The sequence below is a fragment of the Stutzerimonas sp. Brlt_14 genome (genome assembly GCF_051948915.1).
In the GTDB taxonomy this organism is placed as follows: domain Bacteria; phylum Pseudomonadota; class Gammaproteobacteria; order Pseudomonadales; family Pseudomonadaceae; genus Stutzerimonas; species Stutzerimonas stutzeri.
In genome coordinates, this window is the sequence record NZ_JAYJLM010000001.1 from 634,097 (window position 1) to 650,355 (window position 16,259).

19 protein-coding genes are annotated in these 16,259 nt (G+C 67.2%); 10 read left to right on the forward strand and 9 right to left on the reverse strand.

Going from position 1 to position 16,259, the window contains the following annotated elements; all coding sequences use genetic code 11:
- Positions 1 to 82 precede the first annotated feature (82 nt).
- Positions 83 to 1,702, reverse strand: coding sequence for a methyl-accepting chemotaxis protein (locus VF716_RS03090; protein ID WP_014597328.1), 1,620 nt, complete (start codon positions 1,700 to 1,702; stop codon positions 83 to 85).
- Positions 1,703 to 2,152: 450 nt separating this feature from the next.
- Here VF716_RS03090 and VF716_RS03095 point away from each other — a divergent pair, with 450 nt between their 5' ends.
- A complete protein-coding gene (locus VF716_RS03095) occupies positions 2,153 to 2,503 on the forward strand; it encodes a DUF6746 family protein (RefSeq protein ID WP_013983550.1) in 351 nt (116 codons plus the stop codon).
- Between the two features lie 9 nt (positions 2,504 to 2,512).
- Here VF716_RS03095 and VF716_RS03100 read toward each other — a convergent pair whose 3' ends face one another.
- Positions 2,513 to 2,938 carry a hypothetical protein gene (locus VF716_RS03100; RefSeq protein WP_011914025.1) on the reverse strand — a complete coding sequence of 142 codons (426 nt, stop codon included), beginning with the start codon at positions 2,936 to 2,938 and terminating at the stop codon, positions 2,513 to 2,515.
- A 113-nt stretch (positions 2,939 to 3,051) separates the two neighbouring features.
- Here VF716_RS03100 and VF716_RS03105 point away from each other — a divergent pair, with 113 nt between their 5' ends.
- Complete coding sequence (locus VF716_RS03105) at positions 3,052 to 3,900, forward strand: AraC family transcriptional regulator (protein ID WP_011914026.1); 849 nt, start codon at positions 3,052 to 3,054, stop codon at positions 3,898 to 3,900.
- Here the strand turns inward: VF716_RS03105 and VF716_RS03110 are convergent.
- The 3 genes from VF716_RS03110 to VF716_RS03120 all read right to left on the reverse strand — a co-directional run bounded on the left by VF716_RS03110 (position 3,897) and on the right by VF716_RS03120 (position 5,018).
- Positions 3,897 to 4,484, reverse strand: coding sequence for a LysE family translocator (locus VF716_RS03110; RefSeq protein ID WP_014597329.1), 588 nt, complete (start codon positions 4,482 to 4,484; stop codon positions 3,897 to 3,899). The two genes, VF716_RS03105 and VF716_RS03110, sit on opposite strands and share 4 nt — an antisense overlap.
- An 85-nt stretch (positions 4,485 to 4,569) precedes the next feature.
- Positions 4,570 to 4,779, reverse strand: a complete 210-nt coding sequence (locus VF716_RS03115) for a hypothetical protein (RefSeq protein WP_014597330.1) — start codon at positions 4,777 to 4,779, stop codon at positions 4,570 to 4,572.
- A gap of 50 nt (positions 4,780 to 4,829) precedes the next feature.
- Positions 4,830 to 5,018 carry a hypothetical protein gene (locus VF716_RS03120; protein ID WP_017246272.1) on the reverse strand — a complete coding sequence of 63 codons (189 nt, stop codon included), beginning with the start codon at positions 5,016 to 5,018 and terminating at the stop codon, positions 4,830 to 4,832.
- A gap of 171 nt (positions 5,019 to 5,189) precedes the next feature.
- Here VF716_RS03120 and VF716_RS03125 point away from each other — a divergent pair, with 171 nt between their 5' ends.
- From VF716_RS03125 to VF716_RS03135, 3 genes are all read left to right on the forward strand, one after another.
- Positions 5,190 to 7,205 (forward strand): methyl-accepting chemotaxis protein, encoded by a 2,016-nt coding sequence (locus VF716_RS03125; protein ID WP_394391216.1) that lies wholly within the window; start codon positions 5,190 to 5,192, stop codon positions 7,203 to 7,205.
- A gap of 127 nt (positions 7,206 to 7,332) precedes the next feature.
- Entirely contained in the window at positions 7,333 to 7,731 is a 399-nt protein-coding gene (locus VF716_RS03130) for a hypothetical protein (protein ID WP_011914030.1), read from the forward strand.
- Positions 7,732 to 7,901: 170 nt separating this feature from the next.
- Positions 7,902 to 9,167 (forward strand): DUF445 domain-containing protein, encoded by a 1,266-nt coding sequence (locus VF716_RS03135; protein WP_011914031.1) that lies wholly within the window; start codon positions 7,902 to 7,904, stop codon positions 9,165 to 9,167.
- A 5-nt stretch (positions 9,168 to 9,172) separates the two neighbouring features.
- Here the strand turns inward: VF716_RS03135 and VF716_RS03140 are convergent, their stop codons facing one another.
- From VF716_RS03140 to VF716_RS03155, 4 genes are all read right to left on the reverse strand, one after another.
- Positions 9,173 to 9,817: an ABC transporter ATP-binding protein gene (locus VF716_RS03140; protein ID WP_011914032.1), complete on the reverse strand. Its 645-nt coding sequence runs from the start codon at positions 9,815 to 9,817 to the stop codon at positions 9,173 to 9,175.
- The gene (locus VF716_RS03145) at positions 9,810 to 10,571 is read right to left on the reverse strand and encodes an ABC transporter permease (protein ID WP_011914033.1); all 762 of its coding nucleotides are present in this window, start codon (positions 10,569 to 10,571) and stop codon (positions 9,810 to 9,812) included. Before VF716_RS03145 ends, VF716_RS03140 begins: the two co-directional genes overlap by 8 nt.
- Complete coding sequence (locus VF716_RS03150; protein WP_172399886.1) at positions 10,568 to 11,575, reverse strand: ABC transporter substrate-binding protein; 1,008 nt, start codon at positions 11,573 to 11,575, stop codon at positions 10,568 to 10,570. The genes VF716_RS03145 and VF716_RS03150 overlap by 4 nt, the downstream gene beginning before the upstream one ends.
- Before the next feature lie 108 nt (positions 11,576 to 11,683).
- On the reverse strand, positions 11,684 to 12,127 hold the full coding sequence (locus VF716_RS03155; RefSeq protein ID WP_013983560.1) for an HIT family protein: 444 nt from the start codon (positions 12,125 to 12,127) through the stop codon (positions 11,684 to 11,686).
- 124 nt (positions 12,128 to 12,251) lie between these two features.
- On the opposite strand from VF716_RS03155, the gene VF716_RS03160 reads away from it, so the two are divergent.
- The 5 genes from VF716_RS03160 to VF716_RS03180 all read left to right on the forward strand — a co-directional run bounded on the left by VF716_RS03160 (position 12,252) and on the right by VF716_RS03180 (position 16,245).
- Positions 12,252 to 13,496 (forward strand): M20/M25/M40 family metallo-hydrolase, encoded by a 1,245-nt coding sequence (locus VF716_RS03160; RefSeq protein ID WP_013983561.1) that lies wholly within the window; start codon positions 12,252 to 12,254, stop codon positions 13,494 to 13,496.
- A 118-nt stretch (positions 13,497 to 13,614) separates the two neighbouring features.
- Positions 13,615 to 14,322: an MOSC domain-containing protein gene (locus VF716_RS03165; RefSeq protein WP_125850199.1), complete on the forward strand. Its 708-nt coding sequence runs from the start codon at positions 13,615 to 13,617 to the stop codon at positions 14,320 to 14,322.
- A gap of 77 nt (positions 14,323 to 14,399) precedes the next feature.
- Positions 14,400 to 14,954 carry a periplasmic-like protein gene (locus tag VF716_RS03170; protein ID WP_048329652.1) on the forward strand — a complete coding sequence of 185 codons (555 nt, stop codon included), beginning with the start codon at positions 14,400 to 14,402 and terminating at the stop codon, positions 14,952 to 14,954.
- Complete coding sequence (locus VF716_RS03175; RefSeq protein WP_045633814.1) at positions 14,926 to 15,705, forward strand: CPBP family intramembrane glutamic endopeptidase; 780 nt, start codon at positions 14,926 to 14,928, stop codon at positions 15,703 to 15,705. Before VF716_RS03170 ends, VF716_RS03175 begins: the two co-directional genes overlap by 29 nt.
- Positions 15,706 to 15,825: 120 nt before the next feature.
- Positions 15,826 to 16,245, forward strand: coding sequence for a YciI family protein (locus tag VF716_RS03180; protein WP_061374244.1), 420 nt, complete (start codon positions 15,826 to 15,828; stop codon positions 16,243 to 16,245).
- Positions 16,246 to 16,259: the final 14 nt, after the last annotated feature.

Below are 16,259 nucleotides of genomic sequence, written 5' to 3' on the forward strand. Positions count from 1 at the left end.
TACATAGGAATGCATTCGTGCTGCCGGGTTCGCGACCGGATTGCGACAGCGCATGTCCCGGCCGCGTCCGCGGCGAGTTGCTTCAGAGGCGGAAGCGCCCCACCAGCCGGTTGAGCTGCGTGGCCAGCCGCGCCAGCTCGTCGCTGGCCACCGAAGTCTGCTGCGCGCCGGTGGCGCTCTGCTCGGAAATGTCGCGAATGGCTACCAGGTTGCGGTCCACCTCTCGGGCCACCTGTGCCTGTTCCTCGGCGGCACTGGCGATGACCAGGTTCATCTCGTTGATCTGCCCGACCCGCTCGGCGATCAGCCCCAGCGCCTGATCCGCCTCGTCGGCCATGGCCTGGCTGCGCGCGGCGAATTCGCTGCTTTGCTGCATATCGTGCACCGACTGCTCGGTGGCGCTCTGGATCGCGCCGATCATGCGCTCGATTTCCTGGGTCGAACTCTGAGTGCGCTGCGCCAGGTTGCGCACCTCGTCAGCCACCACCGCGAAACCTCGCCCGGCCTCACCGGCGCGCGCCGCCTCGATGGCCGCGTTGAGTGCCAGCAGGTTGGTCTGCTCGGCGATGGAACGGATCACGTCGACGACCTTGCCAATGCTCGCCGCTTCCTCGGCCAGCCGCGTCACGGTGCCGACGCTTTCCTGCAGCCGATCGCTGAGCTGGTGAATGGTCTGGCGCGTCGCCGTGACCTGCCGGCGGCCCGCATCGGCGACCGTCTCGGCATTACGCGAGGCATCGGAGGTGCGGTTGGCGTTGCCGGCCACCTCGTCCACCGCCGCCGACATCTCGGTGACCGCAGTGGCGGCCATCTGCACTTCCTCGTTCTGCTGGTGGATGCCCTGGGCAGTGTGCTGGGTGACCGCATGCAGCTCTTCGGCGGCGGACGCCAGTTGCGTGGCCGAGCCCTGGATGTCCTGCAGGGTGTCGCGCAGGGTCTGCTGCATCTGCCGGATCGACTGCTGCACCTGGGTGATCTCGTCACGCCCGCGGCACTCGATGGTACGACTCAGGTCACCTGCGGCGACCGAGGCTGCCGCCTGCTTCAGCGCTTCCAGCGGCCGGCTGATGCTGCGCAGCAGGACCATGGCGAAAATCCCGCCGCCGATCAGCATGACCAGCAGCAAACCGATGTTCAGCACCCGATTGCGCTGATAGAGCGCCAGAGCGCGCTCGTACTCGCCCTTGGCTTCGCCCAGTTGCAAGCCGATCAGCTCGCTGAAGCCCTCGGAAATCGGGTCGATCAGCGGGTACAGATCGTTGATGACGAATGCGGCCAGGCGCTTTTCGCTGTGGCGGTCGAGAATGCGTTCAAGGTCGTCCAGCGGTGCGTCGGCCTTCTGCATCAGCACTTCGATGCGGGCGGACGCCTGCCGCTCGGCGTCGATCAGGCTGGTGTTCATGTACTCGCCCCAGAGCCGCCGGATCTCGGCCCGCGCGGTCCGTACGTCATCACGCGCCTGCTGGTAGCTGAGCATCCCGCTGCGCGTCTTGTGCGTGGCGTCGACGATCTTCACCGCATAGAGGTCGGCGATCAGCTTGAGGTCGCGCAATGGCACCACGCGGTCGAGATAAACGGTGTTGAGGCCGGCAACGCTGCGCTGCTGCGCGTTCAGCCCGGTCAGGCCGATGACCAGACAGGCGCTCAGCATTGCCCCGATCAGGATCAGCAGGCGGGCTCGGATAGTCAGTTGCTGCATCATTCGTTCTTTTCCATATGGCATGCCGGCGCCGAAGGCGTGGCAAATTGGCAAGTAAGGCAACAGGTTCGACTGGTTCATGCCGACACGAGGCAGTGCCGGCCTGCGGTTCCCTTGCGGAACCATGCAATCCTGGAGACGGGACGAGGTAGTTGTTGTTGAATCCCCGAGCGCTGGCACCGATAGCGGCGAACAGCCAGCAGCAAATCGCTATCGGCCGATCGCCTCTGCGCTTTAGCGAAAAACCTCTCGCAACGGGCGTGCCAGAGCCGCTGCAGAGACCTGACGGGAACTCGGCAGCATCACCCTCCGAACGCTTCGGCGTGGTCAGGACGGGCCCGGCGCATCACCGGCATGCGACTAATGGCGCAGCGCAGACTGTGCGCTGCTGCACGTCGCGCGGATGGCCAAGTGATACCTTCGCGCCCCATCTTTCGACCCATGGGACCTGTCGTGAAAACACTCATCCAGACTGCCGTGCTGGCGCTGTCCAGCCTGATCGCCAGCCACGCCATCGCCGACGCGCAACCGTCACGCAACCTGGCCGAGGCGGTGAAGAACTTCTCCGAGTACAACAGCCGGCTGGAACAGGCCATGGCCCAGGGCCTGACGCCGGAGAGCCTCGCGCAGATCCACGAGCTGACCTACACGCTCAAGGACGCGCTGGAGAAGATCAACGAGGAGATGGATGGCCTGACCGACACCCTCGAGGAAATCCATATCGCCTCCGAGGCACAGAACGCCGCCGAGGTTAAGCGCTACGGCAACGAATACCTCGAGACCGCGCGCAAGGTGATCAAGTAACCCTGCGGGCTACGGCTCGACCGCAATGATGTCGAAGCCGATGCGGTTGTCACTGATGACGCGATACTCCAGCGTCTGGCCCGCCTGCACCTGCGCCAGCTTCTCGCGGCGCAGGCTGAGCTTGCCGCACAGGGTGTCATCCAGCGGATCGGTGCCGATGCTGACGATCCGCGCGCCAGCCGGCACCTGGAAACGCACCACCTCGCCGACATGGATGCGTGCCGCCAGCTGGCGATCGATCAGCACGGCGATGTAGCAGCCGCCGCCGCGCAGGCCGAAATCCCGCGTCACCACCACCTCGCCGCCGTTTTCCAGCGGCTGCTGATAGGCCAGTACCCGCTCGGCCGGCACCGGCTCGATGTCCTCGGCATCGGGCTGCCACGACGAGCAGCCGGCCAGCGAAAGCAGTGCGGTGAAGACAAGCAACGGGCGCATGGGAACTCCTTGTGCGGAAGACGAAGCGGCGAGCCGGACGATCGAGCATGCCAGAGCGGCGGATGATTGCTAGAGTCAGACCTCAGTTTCGTATCGATGACGGCAGGCACAACGTGAACAACCCGGACGACGACCAACCCCGCTTCTGGCGCGACGACGCCCTGCCCTTCCTGGAAGCGCGCGCCGTCGCCGATGGCCGCAAGGTCTGCTATGCCGCGCACTGTCACGAGACCTTTTCCATCGGCGCGATCACTGCCGGCGCCAGCACCTACTTCAACGGTGACGCCCGCGCACGGATCAGCCGCGGCACCCTGGTGCTGATCAATCCGCAGACCGTGCATGCCTGCAACCCCATCGACGGCCAGCCCTGGTCGTACCTGATGTTCTATGTCGATGCGCACTGGCTGGGGGCGCTGCAACACGAGCTGGGGGCCAGCAGCGATGGCCGCTTCGTGCCCTATGCCGCCATCCAAAGCGCCGACCCGCGGCTGTTCGGTGCACTGACGCAGCTTCATGCCTGCCTGACCGATCCGCAGGGCGAGACGCTGCACAAGCAGAGTCTCGCGGTCGAGTTCTTCACCCAGCTGCAACAGACGCTGGCCCCGGCTCCGCGCGGGGCGACCAGCGAGCCGCTGCGACAGCTGCGGCGCGCCGCCGACTATATCGCCGAGCATTGCACCCAGGCCCTGCGCCTGGAGGACATCTGCCAGGCCGCCGGATTGTCGCCGTCCTACCTGATCCGCGCCTTCAAGCAGCACTACGGCATGACCCCGCACGCCTATCTGCTCAACCGCCGCATCCAGCGCAGCCAGCACTGGCTGCGCCAGGGGCGTGAGCTGGCGGAGGTGGCCCTGGCCGCGGGTTTCGCCGATCAGGCGCACTTCCAGCGCACCTTCAAGCGCCAGCTGGCGGCGACTCCCGGGCAGTACCGCGACCGTGTCGCCAGGGCCGCACGGCACTAGCCCAGCAGCAGATAGAGCGCGCTGGCGACCAGCAGCAATGCCATGCTGCGATTCAACCAGCGAACCCGCGCCGGTTCCTGCAGATAGCGACCAAGCAAGGCGCCGGCGCCGGCCCAGCAGGCAATGGAGGCGTAGCAGATCAGGAAGTAGAGGCCGGCGAACAGCCAGATCCGCAGCACATCACCGTTCGCCGCGAAAAGCCCCATGCCAGCCACCGACGCCAGCCAGGCCTTGGGATTGAGCCATTGCATCAGCGCACCCTGCCAGAGCGAGGGGCCACTTGTGGCACTCTGAGGGTGCAGTCGACCGTCATCGGCGGCCAGGCGCCAGGCCATGTAGAGCAGAAAGGCCACACCGCCCCACTGAATGCCGCGCAGCAATACCGGGGCGCGTTCCAGCAACTCGTACAGGCCGAGTCCGATCAGCAGCAACAGCAGGGTGAAACCGAGGGTGGCGCCGGCGATGTGTCGGCCGCTGGCACGCAAGCCGAACCGCGCACCGCAGTTCAGCGCTACCAGATTGACTGGCCCGGGCGTGATGGAGGACGCCAGGGCGAAGGCGGCCATCGAGAGATAGAGTTCCATGAGAAGCGGTGCCTGCCTGGATTAGGAAGGCCGCAGGCTACCCGGCGCGGGAGATCGCATTATTGAAGGAAATTGCCCTGCCGCATCACAGGTGATGGCTGCCCGGATAGGGCCGCTCTTCCTCCACCTCACCGTCGCGACCGATGACCTCCACCGACGCCGTGCGGCCGTCCATGAAGGCGTCCAGGGCACTGTACATCTCGTCCTTGGTAAGGGTGCGCAGCACGGTTTCATGGGATTGCTGGTCTTCCAGCTCCCAGCCCACCGTGGTGGGTCTGACTTGATAGATGTCCATGCATATGTCCTCGCGTAGGGACGGCCCGCCACAGGCGGGTCGTTGGGGCGTTAGCTCGGCTGGTTGGAGCCGTCGATGCCCTGGATGTCCGGATCGTCCGACAGCACCTCGGGCTCGTCCGGGTCGTCCAGTCGGGTCGGCTTGTCGTCGAAATCCGGATCCTCGCCGGGGTTCTTCTCGCCGGAGTCGGTCATGGTCACGTCGGGCTCCTCGCCCGCCTGCAGCTCGTCTGTTTTCACGCCTGCCTCGCTTGTCAGTGGTGGCTCGGTATCGATTGGAGGCGGCAAAAGCCGTGACGTTCGCGGCACGGCCTACCGGTGGTCCGAAGCCGGTGCAGGCCACACAACACGCCCGTCGCAGCGTCTAAAGATCGATGTCGCCAAGCCGATAGCGTCGAATGTATCGAGCATATGCCTTCCATCCTTTCTGCTCGGTCAGGAGATCCCTTGCAGCAGCCTCGTGCTCGAATCGCCTCGCAACTCGGCTTGGCGCTTGCGCTCATTCTTGCCGTGGTCATCACCGGCAGCACCGTCTTCGCGCTTCGCTCGCTGAGCGCATCCAACCTCAACACCCGGGAGCAGCATCTGGCCAGCGAAGCACGGCTGCTGGCCGATCAGTTGGCGACCTTCCACGGCACCCTGCGCGAGAACACTCAGCGCTTGAGCGGGCTGTTCGAAAAGCGCTTCAGCGATGGCTTGCAGCTCGCCACCGACCAGCGTATCGACGTCGGCGGCGTCATGACGCCAGCGCTCATGCATGAAGGCGCGCCACTGAACAACGATTTCAGCGTGGTCGACGACTTCCGCGAAATGACCGCCGGTGTCGCCACCGTGTTCGCGCGCACGGGCGACGACTTCGTGCGGGTCAGCACCTCGGTCACCAAGCAGGACGGCAGCCGCGCGATCGGCACCCTGTTGGACCGACAGCACCCGGCGTATCCGCTGCTACTCAGTGGAAAGCAGTACATCGGCCGCGCGTTCCTCTTCGACCGGCACTACATGACCCAGTACACGCCGGTGAAGGACCCTGCCGGCCAGGTGATCGCCGTGCTGTTCGTCGGCTTCGACTACACCGACGCACAACGAATCCAGTTCGACAACCTGGCGCGCTTTCGCATCGGCGAAACCGGCTCGCTCGCGCTGCTCGACGAAAAACGCCAATGGCTGGTCGCGCCGGCCAATCTGCGGCAGGCCGACCAGGCCGCTGCAACGGTAGCCGAGCTGATCAGCCAGAACGGCACGGGCGGCTACTGGAGCGATGCCGACCAGGAAATCTACAGCGTCGCGACCCTCTTCGAAGGCGGCCCCTGGACCGTGCTGGCGAGCATGCCGGCGGCCGAGATACAGGACGTGACCTGGAGCATCGGCGCCCGGCTGGCCATTGGCAACCTGCTGGCGATGATCCTCGCGGTTGCCGCGACCATCTGGCTGCTGCGGCACAAGCTCAAGCCGCTGGCTGCCGTGGTGCAGCAGGCGCAGGCATTGGGTGCGGGCGATCTCAGCGTCCGCCTGGACGTGCGCAGCCGCGACGAGATCGGCCAGCTGGCGGACAGCTTCAACCGCATGGGTGACGCGCTGTCGGGCATGGTGTCGCGTATCCGCGGCGCCTCGGGCGAGGTCAGCCAGCGTGCGCAACTGCTGGCCGGGCTTTCCGGCGGCGCCAATGAAGGCATGGAGCAGCAGTCCGGCGAGATCACCAGCATGGCCGGTGCGGTGGAGGAATTCAGCGCCACCTCGCTGAACATCGCCGACAACATGCGCGACACCCAGCGCGTGGCGCGCGCCAATGCCGAGCAGACCCGTGTCGGCCGTGCCGCCATGGACGAGGCATCCGAGGCCCTGGCGCAGATCGCCACGGCATTGAGCGGTACCGCCCGCGTGGTGGAGAGCCTCGACAAGCGCTCGCAGGAGATCGGCAGCATCGTCGGGGTAATCACCGCCATCGCCGAACAGACCAACCTGCTCGCCCTGAACGCGGCCATCGAAGCCGCACGGGCGGGCGAACAGGGTCGCGGGTTCGCCGTGGTCGCCGACGAGGTGCGCAGCCTGGCCTCGCGCACCCGCGAAGCCACCGACCGCATCACCGGCATGATCAGCCAGATCCAGGCCGAAACCGGCAACGCCATGAGCACCATGGAACGGGGCCAGCGGTTGATGGACGACGGCCTGCAGCGCAACGCCAAGGTGGCCGAGGTGCTCGCCCTGATCGACGACCAGAGCCGCAGTGCCGACGAGCAGTTCAGCGCCATCAGCACCGCCACCCAGGAGCAGAGCAGCACCGCCACACTGCTCAGCAGCAACCTGCAGAGCATCGCACTGACCAACCAGGAGCAGCGCGAGGTGGTCGCCAACCTGGCCGGCACCGCCGGCGAGCTGGACAAGCTGGCAGCCGAACTGCGCACCCAGGTCGAGCGCTTCCGCGCCTAGCCCTGGCAGGCAGCGCCTGTGACGCCGCGCGGGACGGCGTCGCAGGCAGGCGCGACCATCCAACCGATTGCGCTACCCGCTGCGCTCCACCACACTGCCAGCTCACCCAACCGCAGTCGGAGATTCCATGCAGACACTCACCCCACAATCCCGCGCGGCCATTCTCGAAAACCCGGACGCTCTGGAATGCACCCTCTACCGCCCCGACGAATATGACGAGGAAGCGGAAGAGCAGGACCTAGGAGACGCACGCATCGTCATCACCGGCCCCTTCCAGGCGCCGGCCGAATGGGATGCCAAGGATCGCGACGACTACTTCGACGGCACCGCGCCGGAAGCCTTCGTCGTCGCCCGCATCGCCTGTCAGGCGGCACCCGATTCCGGGGTCTATTTCACCGCCGTGCCCGGCGACTATGCCGCGGTCACCGAAAGCCCGGGCAAGATCTCGATGTTCTACGTCTGGGACTGCCTGAACGACGCCGAAGGCCAGTACGTGCTGATCCGCGAGGAAGAAGACGAGGTCTGATCCACGAGGCGACGCCCACCTCACGGCTTCATGCCCCAGAGGTGGGCTCAGCCCACCGAAGCATCGCAGCCAACTGCTGAACCTACCCTGCAGAGCTGCAGCGCGTACCGACCGCCATCCCTGCTTTGCTGTCTACTGCACACACGCTCACCATCGACACGAGGAACCGCATGCGTTCGCTGATCAGCGCCTGGCAGTCACCGGTTTCGCGGATGAAGCTGGTCGCCGGCCTGCTGCTGTTGCTGGCCGCCCTGCTGTACATCGTCGCGACCCGTTTCGAGACCGTTCACCCGGCCTGGGGCTATGTCGCCTCCTTCGCCGAGGCTGCCATGGTCGGCGCGATCGCCGACTGGTTCGCCGTCACCGCCCTGTTCCGCCACCCGCTCGGCCTGCCGATCCCCCATACGGCGATCATCCCGCGCAGCAAGGCGCGCATCGGCCGCAACCTGTCGAGCTTCATCACCACCCACTTCCTCGCCACGCCGCTGGTACTGGCCAAGCTGCAGGAGCTGGACCTCGCCTCGCGCCTGGCCGGCTGGCTGCGCCATCCACGCAATGCCGAAGCGGTCGGCCGCCGGCTTACCGGGGTCGCGCATTTCGGCATCGCCGCGCTGCATGACGAGCGCGTGCGCGCCTTTGTCGAAGCCAAGGTGATCGGCCGCCTGCGCAAGTTCGACCTCGCCCCGCCGCTGGCCCAGGCACTGCGCGTGCTGACCAGCCAGGGGCGCCATCAGGCGATGCTCGACGAACTGCTGCTGCGCCTCGACTCGATCATGCAGGACGAACAGACCCGCGCGCTGGTCGCCGACGCCATCAGCCGGGAGATCCGCACCCTGCGCTATCTCGGCCTGAGCCGGCCGGTGAGCGGCTGGTCGGCCAACAAGTTCGTCGACGGCCTGTCCGCGCTGATCGCCGAGATCGCTGCCGACCCCGAACACCTGATCCGCCAGCGCTTCGACGAGCACGTCGGCGAATACATCGAACGCCTGGAACAGGACCCGCACTACGCCCTGGAGGTCGAGCGCATCCTCGCCCAACTGCTGGAACACCCGGCCACCAGCGCCTATTTCGGCAACCTCTGGCAGGAACTCACAGCCTGGCTGGAAAGCGACCTGGCCCGCGACGATTCGCGCATCGGTCGGCGTATCGTCGCGCTCTGCCGCGGTCTCGGCGACGGCCTGGCGGCGGACGAGTCCATGCGCAACTGGATCAACGAGCAACTGCTGGCGGCCACCCCCGGCCTGTTGGAACGCTACCGCGGGCAGATCGGCGCCTATATCGTTCAGCGCGTGGAGAACTGGGAAAGCCGCGAACTGGTCGAGCAGCTGGAACAGAGCGTCGGCAAGGACCTGCAGTACATCCGCATCAACGGCACCCTGGTCGGTGGCCTGGTCGGACTGGTGCTGCATGCGCTGACGCAGCTGGTGGCAGGCTGAAGGGTTCAGGCCCGACGCAGCGGCGCGCCGCTCTGGCTACCAGCCGCCAGCGGCTCATCGCAGCGCAGCGTTGCCGGGCGGCCGACCAGGTACCACAGGCGGTTGGCCAGGTAGTCGGCATCGCGCGGGTCATGGGTCACGCAGATCATCGCCATCCCGGGGTGCCGAACGAGCAGCCGCGCTATCAGGTCGCGCAGTTCGGCGGCGCGCTCGGCATCCAGCGAGGCGAAGGGTTCGTCGAGCAGCAACAGATCCGGCTTGATCGCCAGACAGCGCGCCAGTGCCGCCCTGCGCGCCATGCCCAGCGAGAGCTGATCCGGCAGGCTGTCGGCCGCGCCACTCAGCCCCACCTCGGCCAATAGCCGCTCGATGTCGGCCGGGCTGGCGCCGACCAGTGCCAGGTTCTGCCGCACCGTGCGCCAGGGCAGCAGCCGGTGTTCCTGGAAGAGATAGCCGATGCGCAACCCGGCACGCTGCTGCACGCCTGGGCTCAACCGCGGCTCGAGGCCGGCGATGGCGTTGAGCAGCGTAGTCTTGCCGACACCGGAAGGCCCGAGCAGGCAGATGCGATCGCCGGCACACACCCGGCCCTCGATCACACCGAGCACCGGGTGGCCGGCGGCGGGGCCATTCAGGCGCAGCTCAAGCATGGCGCACGCCTGCTTCGCGCCAGGCGGAGGCGCGGCGTTCGAGCGGTTGCAGCAGGGCCAGCTCGATAAGCTGCACCACGGCGATGAACGCCAGGCTGTAGGCGAGGATGCTGGCCACGTCAAACACCTGGAAGGCCATGTGCAGCTGGAAGCCGATGCCGTCGGAGCGACCGAGCAGCTCCACCACCAGCACGATCTTCCAGATCAGCGCCAACCCGCCGCGGGTGGCCGCCATCAGGTAGGGGAACAGCTGCGGCAGCCAGACGTGGGCGATGCGCTGCCAGCGGCCGAAGCCGTAGACCCGCGCCATCTGCTCGAGCTTGGGGTCGAGGCTGCGGGCGCCTTCGCGCACCGTCACCGCGACGTTCGGCACCTTGTTGACCACCACCGCCAGCACCGCCGCCGCTTCCACCAGGCCGAACCAGACGTAGAGCAGGATGATGGTGACCAGCGCCGGCAGGTTGAGAAACAGCACCAGCAGCGGATCGAGCAGCGCATTGGCCAGCCGCGAGCGGCCCATCCACACACCGAGCAGCGTGCCCAGCGCCATGGCCAGGGAGAACGCGATCAGCACCCGGCGCAAGGTCACCAGCAGGTGCTCGGGCAGCTCGCCGCTCTGCAGCGCTTGCCAGAAGGTCTCGAGCACAGCGGCGGGCGTGGGCAGCAACGGTGTCTGCACCACCAGTGCGATGCCGGCCCAGAGCAGCAGCGCCAACGGCAGCGCCACCCAGCAGGCCCAGCGCGAGCCGCTCATGGTGCGCTCTGGAACAGCGCGGCCGGCATCAGCCGAGCCGGATCGCTGCCGGTCAGCACCAGCAGCCGCTGCAGGTCGGCGATTCGTGCGGCATCCAGCGGCTGCGGAATGCCCGCGACGAAGCTGTCGCGCAGCGCGGCGAACACCGCCTCATCCTCGGCGCGCATGAGCGGACGGATCGCCTGCCAGTACGCCGGTTCGCTGGCGAGCTCGTGCTTGCTCTGGCGCAGTGCGCTGGCGAAGCGTTGCAGCAACGCTTCGTTGGCCTGCGCCCAGGGTTCGGGAAACAGATAGCCGAGTACCGGCAACTGCGCGTCGAGCTGCAGATCGCCCAGCAGGTCGGCCAGGCCGAAGGCAGTCTGCACCCCGCCCTCGCCACGCAGGCGCGCGGAGAAATGCCAGAACGTCAGCAGCGCATCCAGCTGGCCGCGGCGCAGCGCCTGGCCCAGCAGCGGCGGCGCGGCGTACTGCACGCGGGCCTCCCTGGCGAGATCGATGCCCTGCTCCGCCGCGGCGCGTTGCAGCAGCAGCCAGCCGAGGCCGTCCGGCCCACCGGCGACGCCGATGCGCTTGCCGCGCAGATCGGCCAGCGTGCGGATCGTGCTGCCGGCCGGCACCAGCACTTCACCGAGCTGCGAGGAGAACGGCAGGTAGCGATAGCTGCTGCCCGCCGCATGCCGCGTCTGCGCCCAGGGCAGGTCGCTCACCGCACCATCGACACTGCCGCTGGACAATGCCAGGCGCGACGCCGGCACGTCGGCCGCCAGGCGCACCTTCAGTTCGAAGCCGTTGGCGTGGTCCAGCTGACGTCGTTTGAGGTGTTCCAGCTCCCAGTGCGGCGTGCCGAACTGCAGCACGCTCAGGGTGAGCACCGGCAACGCCTCGGCGCGGGCGCACCAGGGCAGCACGGCGATGCTCAGCAGCACGCCGAACCGCAGCCACCTGCTGCAGGCGCTGAAGGCATGCTGTATACGGCGAACGAGGACGAGCGTGGGAGGCATCATGCCCGCAGGGTACGAAGCCCCCCGGCGGGCACGAATTGTACTTTGGTGCCTGTTTGCTGCTGCGATGGTCGCGAAGCGCGCCGGCCGCCGACATGGCCGGCGCCGTGATCAGGCCTGGGTGGCGATGCGTTGCAGCAGGCGCGCCTGCAGCTTCTCCAGCTCCGCCGGATCGGCCTTGCCCGCCGCGTGGATGCCCAGCCCTTCACCGGCGTAGCGCGGCACGATGTGCATGTGGATATGGAACACCGTCTGCCCGGCCGGCGCGCCATTGAACTGGGCGACCTGCACGCCGTCGGGCTCGAGCTCGGCGACGATGGCCCGGGTCAGCTTCTGCACCACCTTGATCACCTTCGCGAGCGCCTCGCTGTCCACGTCGAGGATGTTGCAGGCCGCCGAGCGCTTGGGGATCACCAGCGTGTGGCCGAAGGACTGCGGGAACAGATCGAGAAAGGCGAGCACGTCGTCGTCCTCGTAGAGTTTGTAGCAGGGGGCGTCGCCGCGAATGATCTGGGCGAAGATGTTCTGCGGATCGTAGGTCGTGGTCAGGGACACCGGGAGTTCTCCGACAAGTGGAAAAAGCAGACCTTAGCACTCTCCAGGCGAGGTGAAACGCTGAACGTTGTGCCAGCGGCGAGGCTCTGAGCTTGAACACCCCCCGCGATCCGAGGTCTTCCCGATGCACGTCCGCGCCATCGCCCCGCTTGCCGCCGCAGTCGCACTCTGCCTGTCGTCTGTGACCGCCGTGGCTGCCGAAATCGAACCCGCCGAACTGTTGAAACAGGCGAAAGCCGAACAGCCGGCCTATCTCGAAACCGTCGAGCAGCTGGTAGCCGTGGATACCGGCACCGGCCAGGAAAAGGGTCTGGCCACGGTCAGCCAGATGCTGGTCGAGCGCCTGCAGGCACTGGGGGCCGAGGTGAGCACCCGACCGGCCACGCCCTCGGTAGGGGACAATATCGTCGCCACCTTGCAGGGCAAGGGCAGCAAGAACTTCCTGCTGATGATCCATTACGACACCGTGTTCGCCGAAGGCAGCGCCGCCGAACGCCCGTTCCGCATGGACGGGCAGCGCGCCTACGGGCCGGGTGTCGCCGATGCCAAGGGCGGCGTGGCGATGATCCTGCATGCGCTCAAGCTGCTGCGCGACCAGCAGTTCGACGACTACGGCACGATCACCGTGCTGTTCAATCCGGACGAGGAGATGGGCTCGGCGGGCTCGAAGGCACTGATCGCCGAACTCGCCCGCAAGCATGATTACGTTTTCTCCTACGAACCGCCGGATCGCGACGCGGTAACCACCGCAACCAATGGCATCAACGCCGTGATGCTGGAGGTCAAGGGCAAGTCGTCCCACGCGGGCTCCGCACCGGAAGATGGACGCAACGCCATCCTGGAGCTGGCGCACCAGCTGGTGCAGCTCAAGGATCTGGGGGATGCGGACAAGGGCACCACGGTCAGCTGGACCATGATCGACGGCGGCGAGAAGCGCAACATCATCCCCAACAAGGCCAGCGCCGAGGCGGACATGCGTTACTCGGACCTTACCGAGACCGAGCGGGTGCTCGCCGACGGCCAGCGCATCATTCAGAACCGGCTGATCGATGACACCCAGGTCGAACTGCGCATCGACAAGGGTCGCCCGCCGCTGGCGGAGAATTCCGCTTCCAAGCGCCTGGCCGAGACCGCCCAGCGCCTGTACAGCGAGATCGACCAGCGCATCGAACCCATCGCCATGCGATTCGGCACCGATGCCGGCTATGCCTATGTACCCGGCAGCGAAAAGCCGGCCGTGCTGGAAACCATGGGCGTGGTCGGTGCCGGGCTGCATTCGGAGGACGAGTACATCGAACTGGCCAGCATCGCGCCGCGGCTCTACCTGACCACGGCGATGATCCGCGCGCTGTCCACCGACGCGCCTTAGCAGCCGGCGAGCGGCTGGCGGTTCCCCTTGCCGGGATGGCGTCACGAAGCGCGGGCCAGACGGCCTGCGCTGCGGCACAATCGGCGCTTCGCCAGCCGCCTTCAGCAAGGAGCCCCGCATGCAACTGGCCAGGATCGAACAGCTGCTCGTCGGCACAGCCGTGCCCTTCACCCGCCCCGGCAGCCACAGCGCCATTGCCAAGCAACCCACTGCCGGGCCGGTGGCGGTCGGCAGCGAAGGGCTCGCCGGCGACGAACAGGGCGATCGCCGTGTGCATGGCGGCGTCTACAAGGCGCTGCATCACTACCCGTTCGAGCACTATCACCACTGGCGTGCTCAGCTCGGCCATTCACCGCTGCTCGAGCGGCCCGGAGCCTTCGGCGAGAACATCAGCACCACCGGCCTCGGCGAGGCCGACCTCTGCCTGGGCGACGTGCTGCGCTGTGGCGACGTGCTGCTGCAGGTGGCGCAGACCCGCCAGCCCTGCTGGAAGCTCAACGACCGCTTCGGCGTGAAGGACATGTCGCTGCGCGTCCAGCGAAGCGGCCTGTGCGGTTGGTATTACCAGGTGCTCGAGCCCGGCGAGCTGCAGGTCGGCCAGGCACTGCTGCTGGAGCAGCGCGCCTACCCGCGCTGGCCTCTGACGCGGGTGATGGACGTGCTCTACCGCCGACCGCTGGAGCGCGCCGACCTGCTCGAACTGGCCGAACTGCCGTTGGTGCCGAACTGGCGCACGCTCGTCGAACGCAGGCTGCAGAACAACGCGGTGGAAGACTGGAGCAAGCGCCTCGACGGCCTGGCGAACGTCGAGCAGCCGGCCGGCTGAGCAACATGCAAAGGCAGTAGGCGAAAGCCGGCGCGGCAGGTATCTTCGCCACCTCCCACAACAGGACCGCCTGCTCGATGCTCCGCCTCGCCACCCTCTGCGCCCTGGCGCTGTTCGCCTGCACCGCCCACGCCAAGGTCGAGGTACTGCCGCTGGAGCACGAGGACCAGGGGCTGGTACTGGTGGCTCGGGTTACCGAGCAGATCGCGCCGGGCGACTACGAGGCATTGCTCAAGGGCATCATGGCCCATCCCGGCAAATACGCGCGCAAGCTGCTGATCCTCGACAACATCGGCGGCAGCACGGCGGAGGCCATGCGCATGGGCTACCTGCTGCGCGAAACCGGCTTCGATGCGCTGGTGCCGGCAAGCGCGGTCTGCCAGGGCAGCTGCATCTACCTGCTGGCGGCCGGCCGACAACGCACCATACGTGGCTATGTCGGCCTGCATCGGCCCTATCTCGCCAACGGCGAGTCGGCGCTGTCCATCGGCCAGCGGCCGCGACGCACGCCGCAGGCCTACCTGCGCGACATGGGCGTGAACCCGCGACTGGCCGATGACATGCAGCAGATCGATCCCTGGCGCATGCGCCTGCTGACGCCCCGTGAACTGGCGCGCTACCGGCTGCAGTGACGTGCGCGCCGCGCTGCCCTTGGGCGTCCCTCTCGCCACACTGCTGAGCGGCCTGGCACTCGGCCTGATCGAGCCGATCGGGGCGCTGCTCGTGCTGGCGTTCGCCGGCTGGCTGCTGGCCGAGCCGTACCTGCCACGGCTACCGTGGCTGGCAACCACCTTGATCGGCGCCATTGTGCTGGCCGCGCATCTGCTGCCCGGCTTCAACCCCTTGCCGCTGGGGCCGCCCCAGGACCTGGGCGGTGCGGCGCCCTGGCAACTGCGGCTCAGCCCGGACAAGGCCATGGTCGCCGCGCTGCTGCTCGCCTGGTGGCTGGGCCAGCCGCGCGCAGCCTGGCGCTCGAAGCGCTGCACATGGCTGGTCTCGGGCGCGTGCCTGGCATCCGTGCCGCTGCTGGCGGTGGCCGGCGGCGTCCTCGCCTGGCAGCCGAAGTGGCCGGAGCAGTTCCTCGCCTGGCTGGCCGTCAATCTGGCCGTCACCTGTCTCGCAGAGGAGCTGATCTTTCGCGCTCTGCTGCAGCGTGAACTGGTCCGTCGCTTCGGCGCGGCCAGTGGCATCGGCCTCGCAGCGATCCTGTTCGGCGCGGCTCATCTGCCCTTCGGGACCGGCTTCGCCCTGCTCGCCGGCCTGGCCGGTTTGGGCTACGGCCTGGCGTTCCACTGTGCCGGCGACCGGCTATGGGTGGCGGTGTCGCTGCATGGCCTCCTCAACTGCCTGCATCTGCTCCTGCTGAGCTATCCGCTGCGCTGACTCGGAAAGTTTCCACTGCACTGTCGATTTGTCCCGCGCCCGTTCGACCAATGATCGGAGCCAGCGGAAATCCCGACATCCCCGTCTAGGCTCCTTTCCATCCAACGAAGGAGTCGACCGATGCGTTTCATGGTGATGATCAAGGCCACGCCGCAAACCGAAGCCGGCCAGATGCCCGGCGAGGACGTGCTTGCGGCCATGGGCCGCTACAACGAAGAACTGGCCAACGCTGGCGTGCTGCTCGGCGGCGAGGGCCTGCAGCCCAGCAGCAAGGGCGCGCGCGTGCGCTTCGACGGCGAGCGCTGCAGCGTCATCGACGGCCCGTTCGCCGAGACCCGCGAGCTGATCGCCGGCTTCTGGCTGTTCCAGACCGCTTCGCTGCAGGAGGCGATCGACTGGGTCAGGCGCTGCCCGCCGTCCGCCATCGGCGAGGCGGAGATCGAGATCCGCCAGGTCTTCGAAGCGGAGGACTTCGGCGCCGAGTTCACCCCCGAACTGCGCGAGCAGGAAGAACGCCTGCGTGCGCAACTCAACCACTGACAGCAAGGAGCACG

Bases quoted from the DNA above. Each gene is read 5' to 3' on its own strand.
- VF716_RS03090 (WP_014597328.1), bottom strand. From the start codon at position 1,702: ATGATGCAGCAACTGACTATCCGAGCCCGCCTGCTGATCCTGATCGGG.
- VF716_RS03100 (WP_011914025.1), bottom strand. From the start codon at position 2,938: ATGCGCCCGTTGCTTGTCTTCACCGCACTGCTTTCGCTGGCCGGCTGC.
- VF716_RS03110 (WP_014597329.1), bottom strand. From the start codon at position 4,484: ATGGAACTCTATCTCTCGATGGCCGCCTTCGCCCTGGCGTCCTCCATC.
- VF716_RS03115 (WP_014597330.1), bottom strand. From the start codon at position 4,779: ATGGACATCTATCAAGTCAGACCCACCACGGTGGGCTGGGAGCTGGAA.
- VF716_RS03125 (WP_394391216.1), top strand. From the start codon at position 5,190: ATGCCTTCCATCCTTTCTGCTCGGTCAGGAGATCCCTTGCAGCAGCCT.
- VF716_RS03130 (WP_011914030.1), top strand. From the start codon at position 7,333: ATGCAGACACTCACCCCACAATCCCGCGCGGCCATTCTCGAAAACCCG.
- VF716_RS03135 (WP_011914031.1), top strand. From the start codon at position 7,902: ATGCGTTCGCTGATCAGCGCCTGGCAGTCACCGGTTTCGCGGATGAAG.
- VF716_RS03140 (WP_011914032.1), bottom strand. From the start codon at position 9,817: ATGCTTGAGCTGCGCCTGAATGGCCCCGCCGCCGGCCACCCGGTGCTC.
- VF716_RS03145 (WP_011914033.1), bottom strand. From the start codon at position 10,571: ATGAGCGGCTCGCGCTGGGCCTGCTGGGTGGCGCTGCCGTTGGCGCTG.
- VF716_RS03150 (WP_172399886.1), bottom strand. From the start codon at position 11,575: ATGATGCCTCCCACGCTCGTCCTCGTTCGCCGTATACAGCATGCCTTC.
- VF716_RS03160 (WP_013983561.1), top strand. From the start codon at position 12,252: ATGCACGTCCGCGCCATCGCCCCGCTTGCCGCCGCAGTCGCACTCTGC.
- VF716_RS03165 (WP_125850199.1), top strand. From the start codon at position 13,615: ATGCAACTGGCCAGGATCGAACAGCTGCTCGTCGGCACAGCCGTGCCC.
- VF716_RS03170 (WP_048329652.1), top strand. From the start codon at position 14,400: ATGCTCCGCCTCGCCACCCTCTGCGCCCTGGCGCTGTTCGCCTGCACC.
- VF716_RS03180 (WP_061374244.1), top strand. From the start codon at position 15,826: ATGCGTTTCATGGTGATGATCAAGGCCACGCCGCAAACCGAAGCCGGC.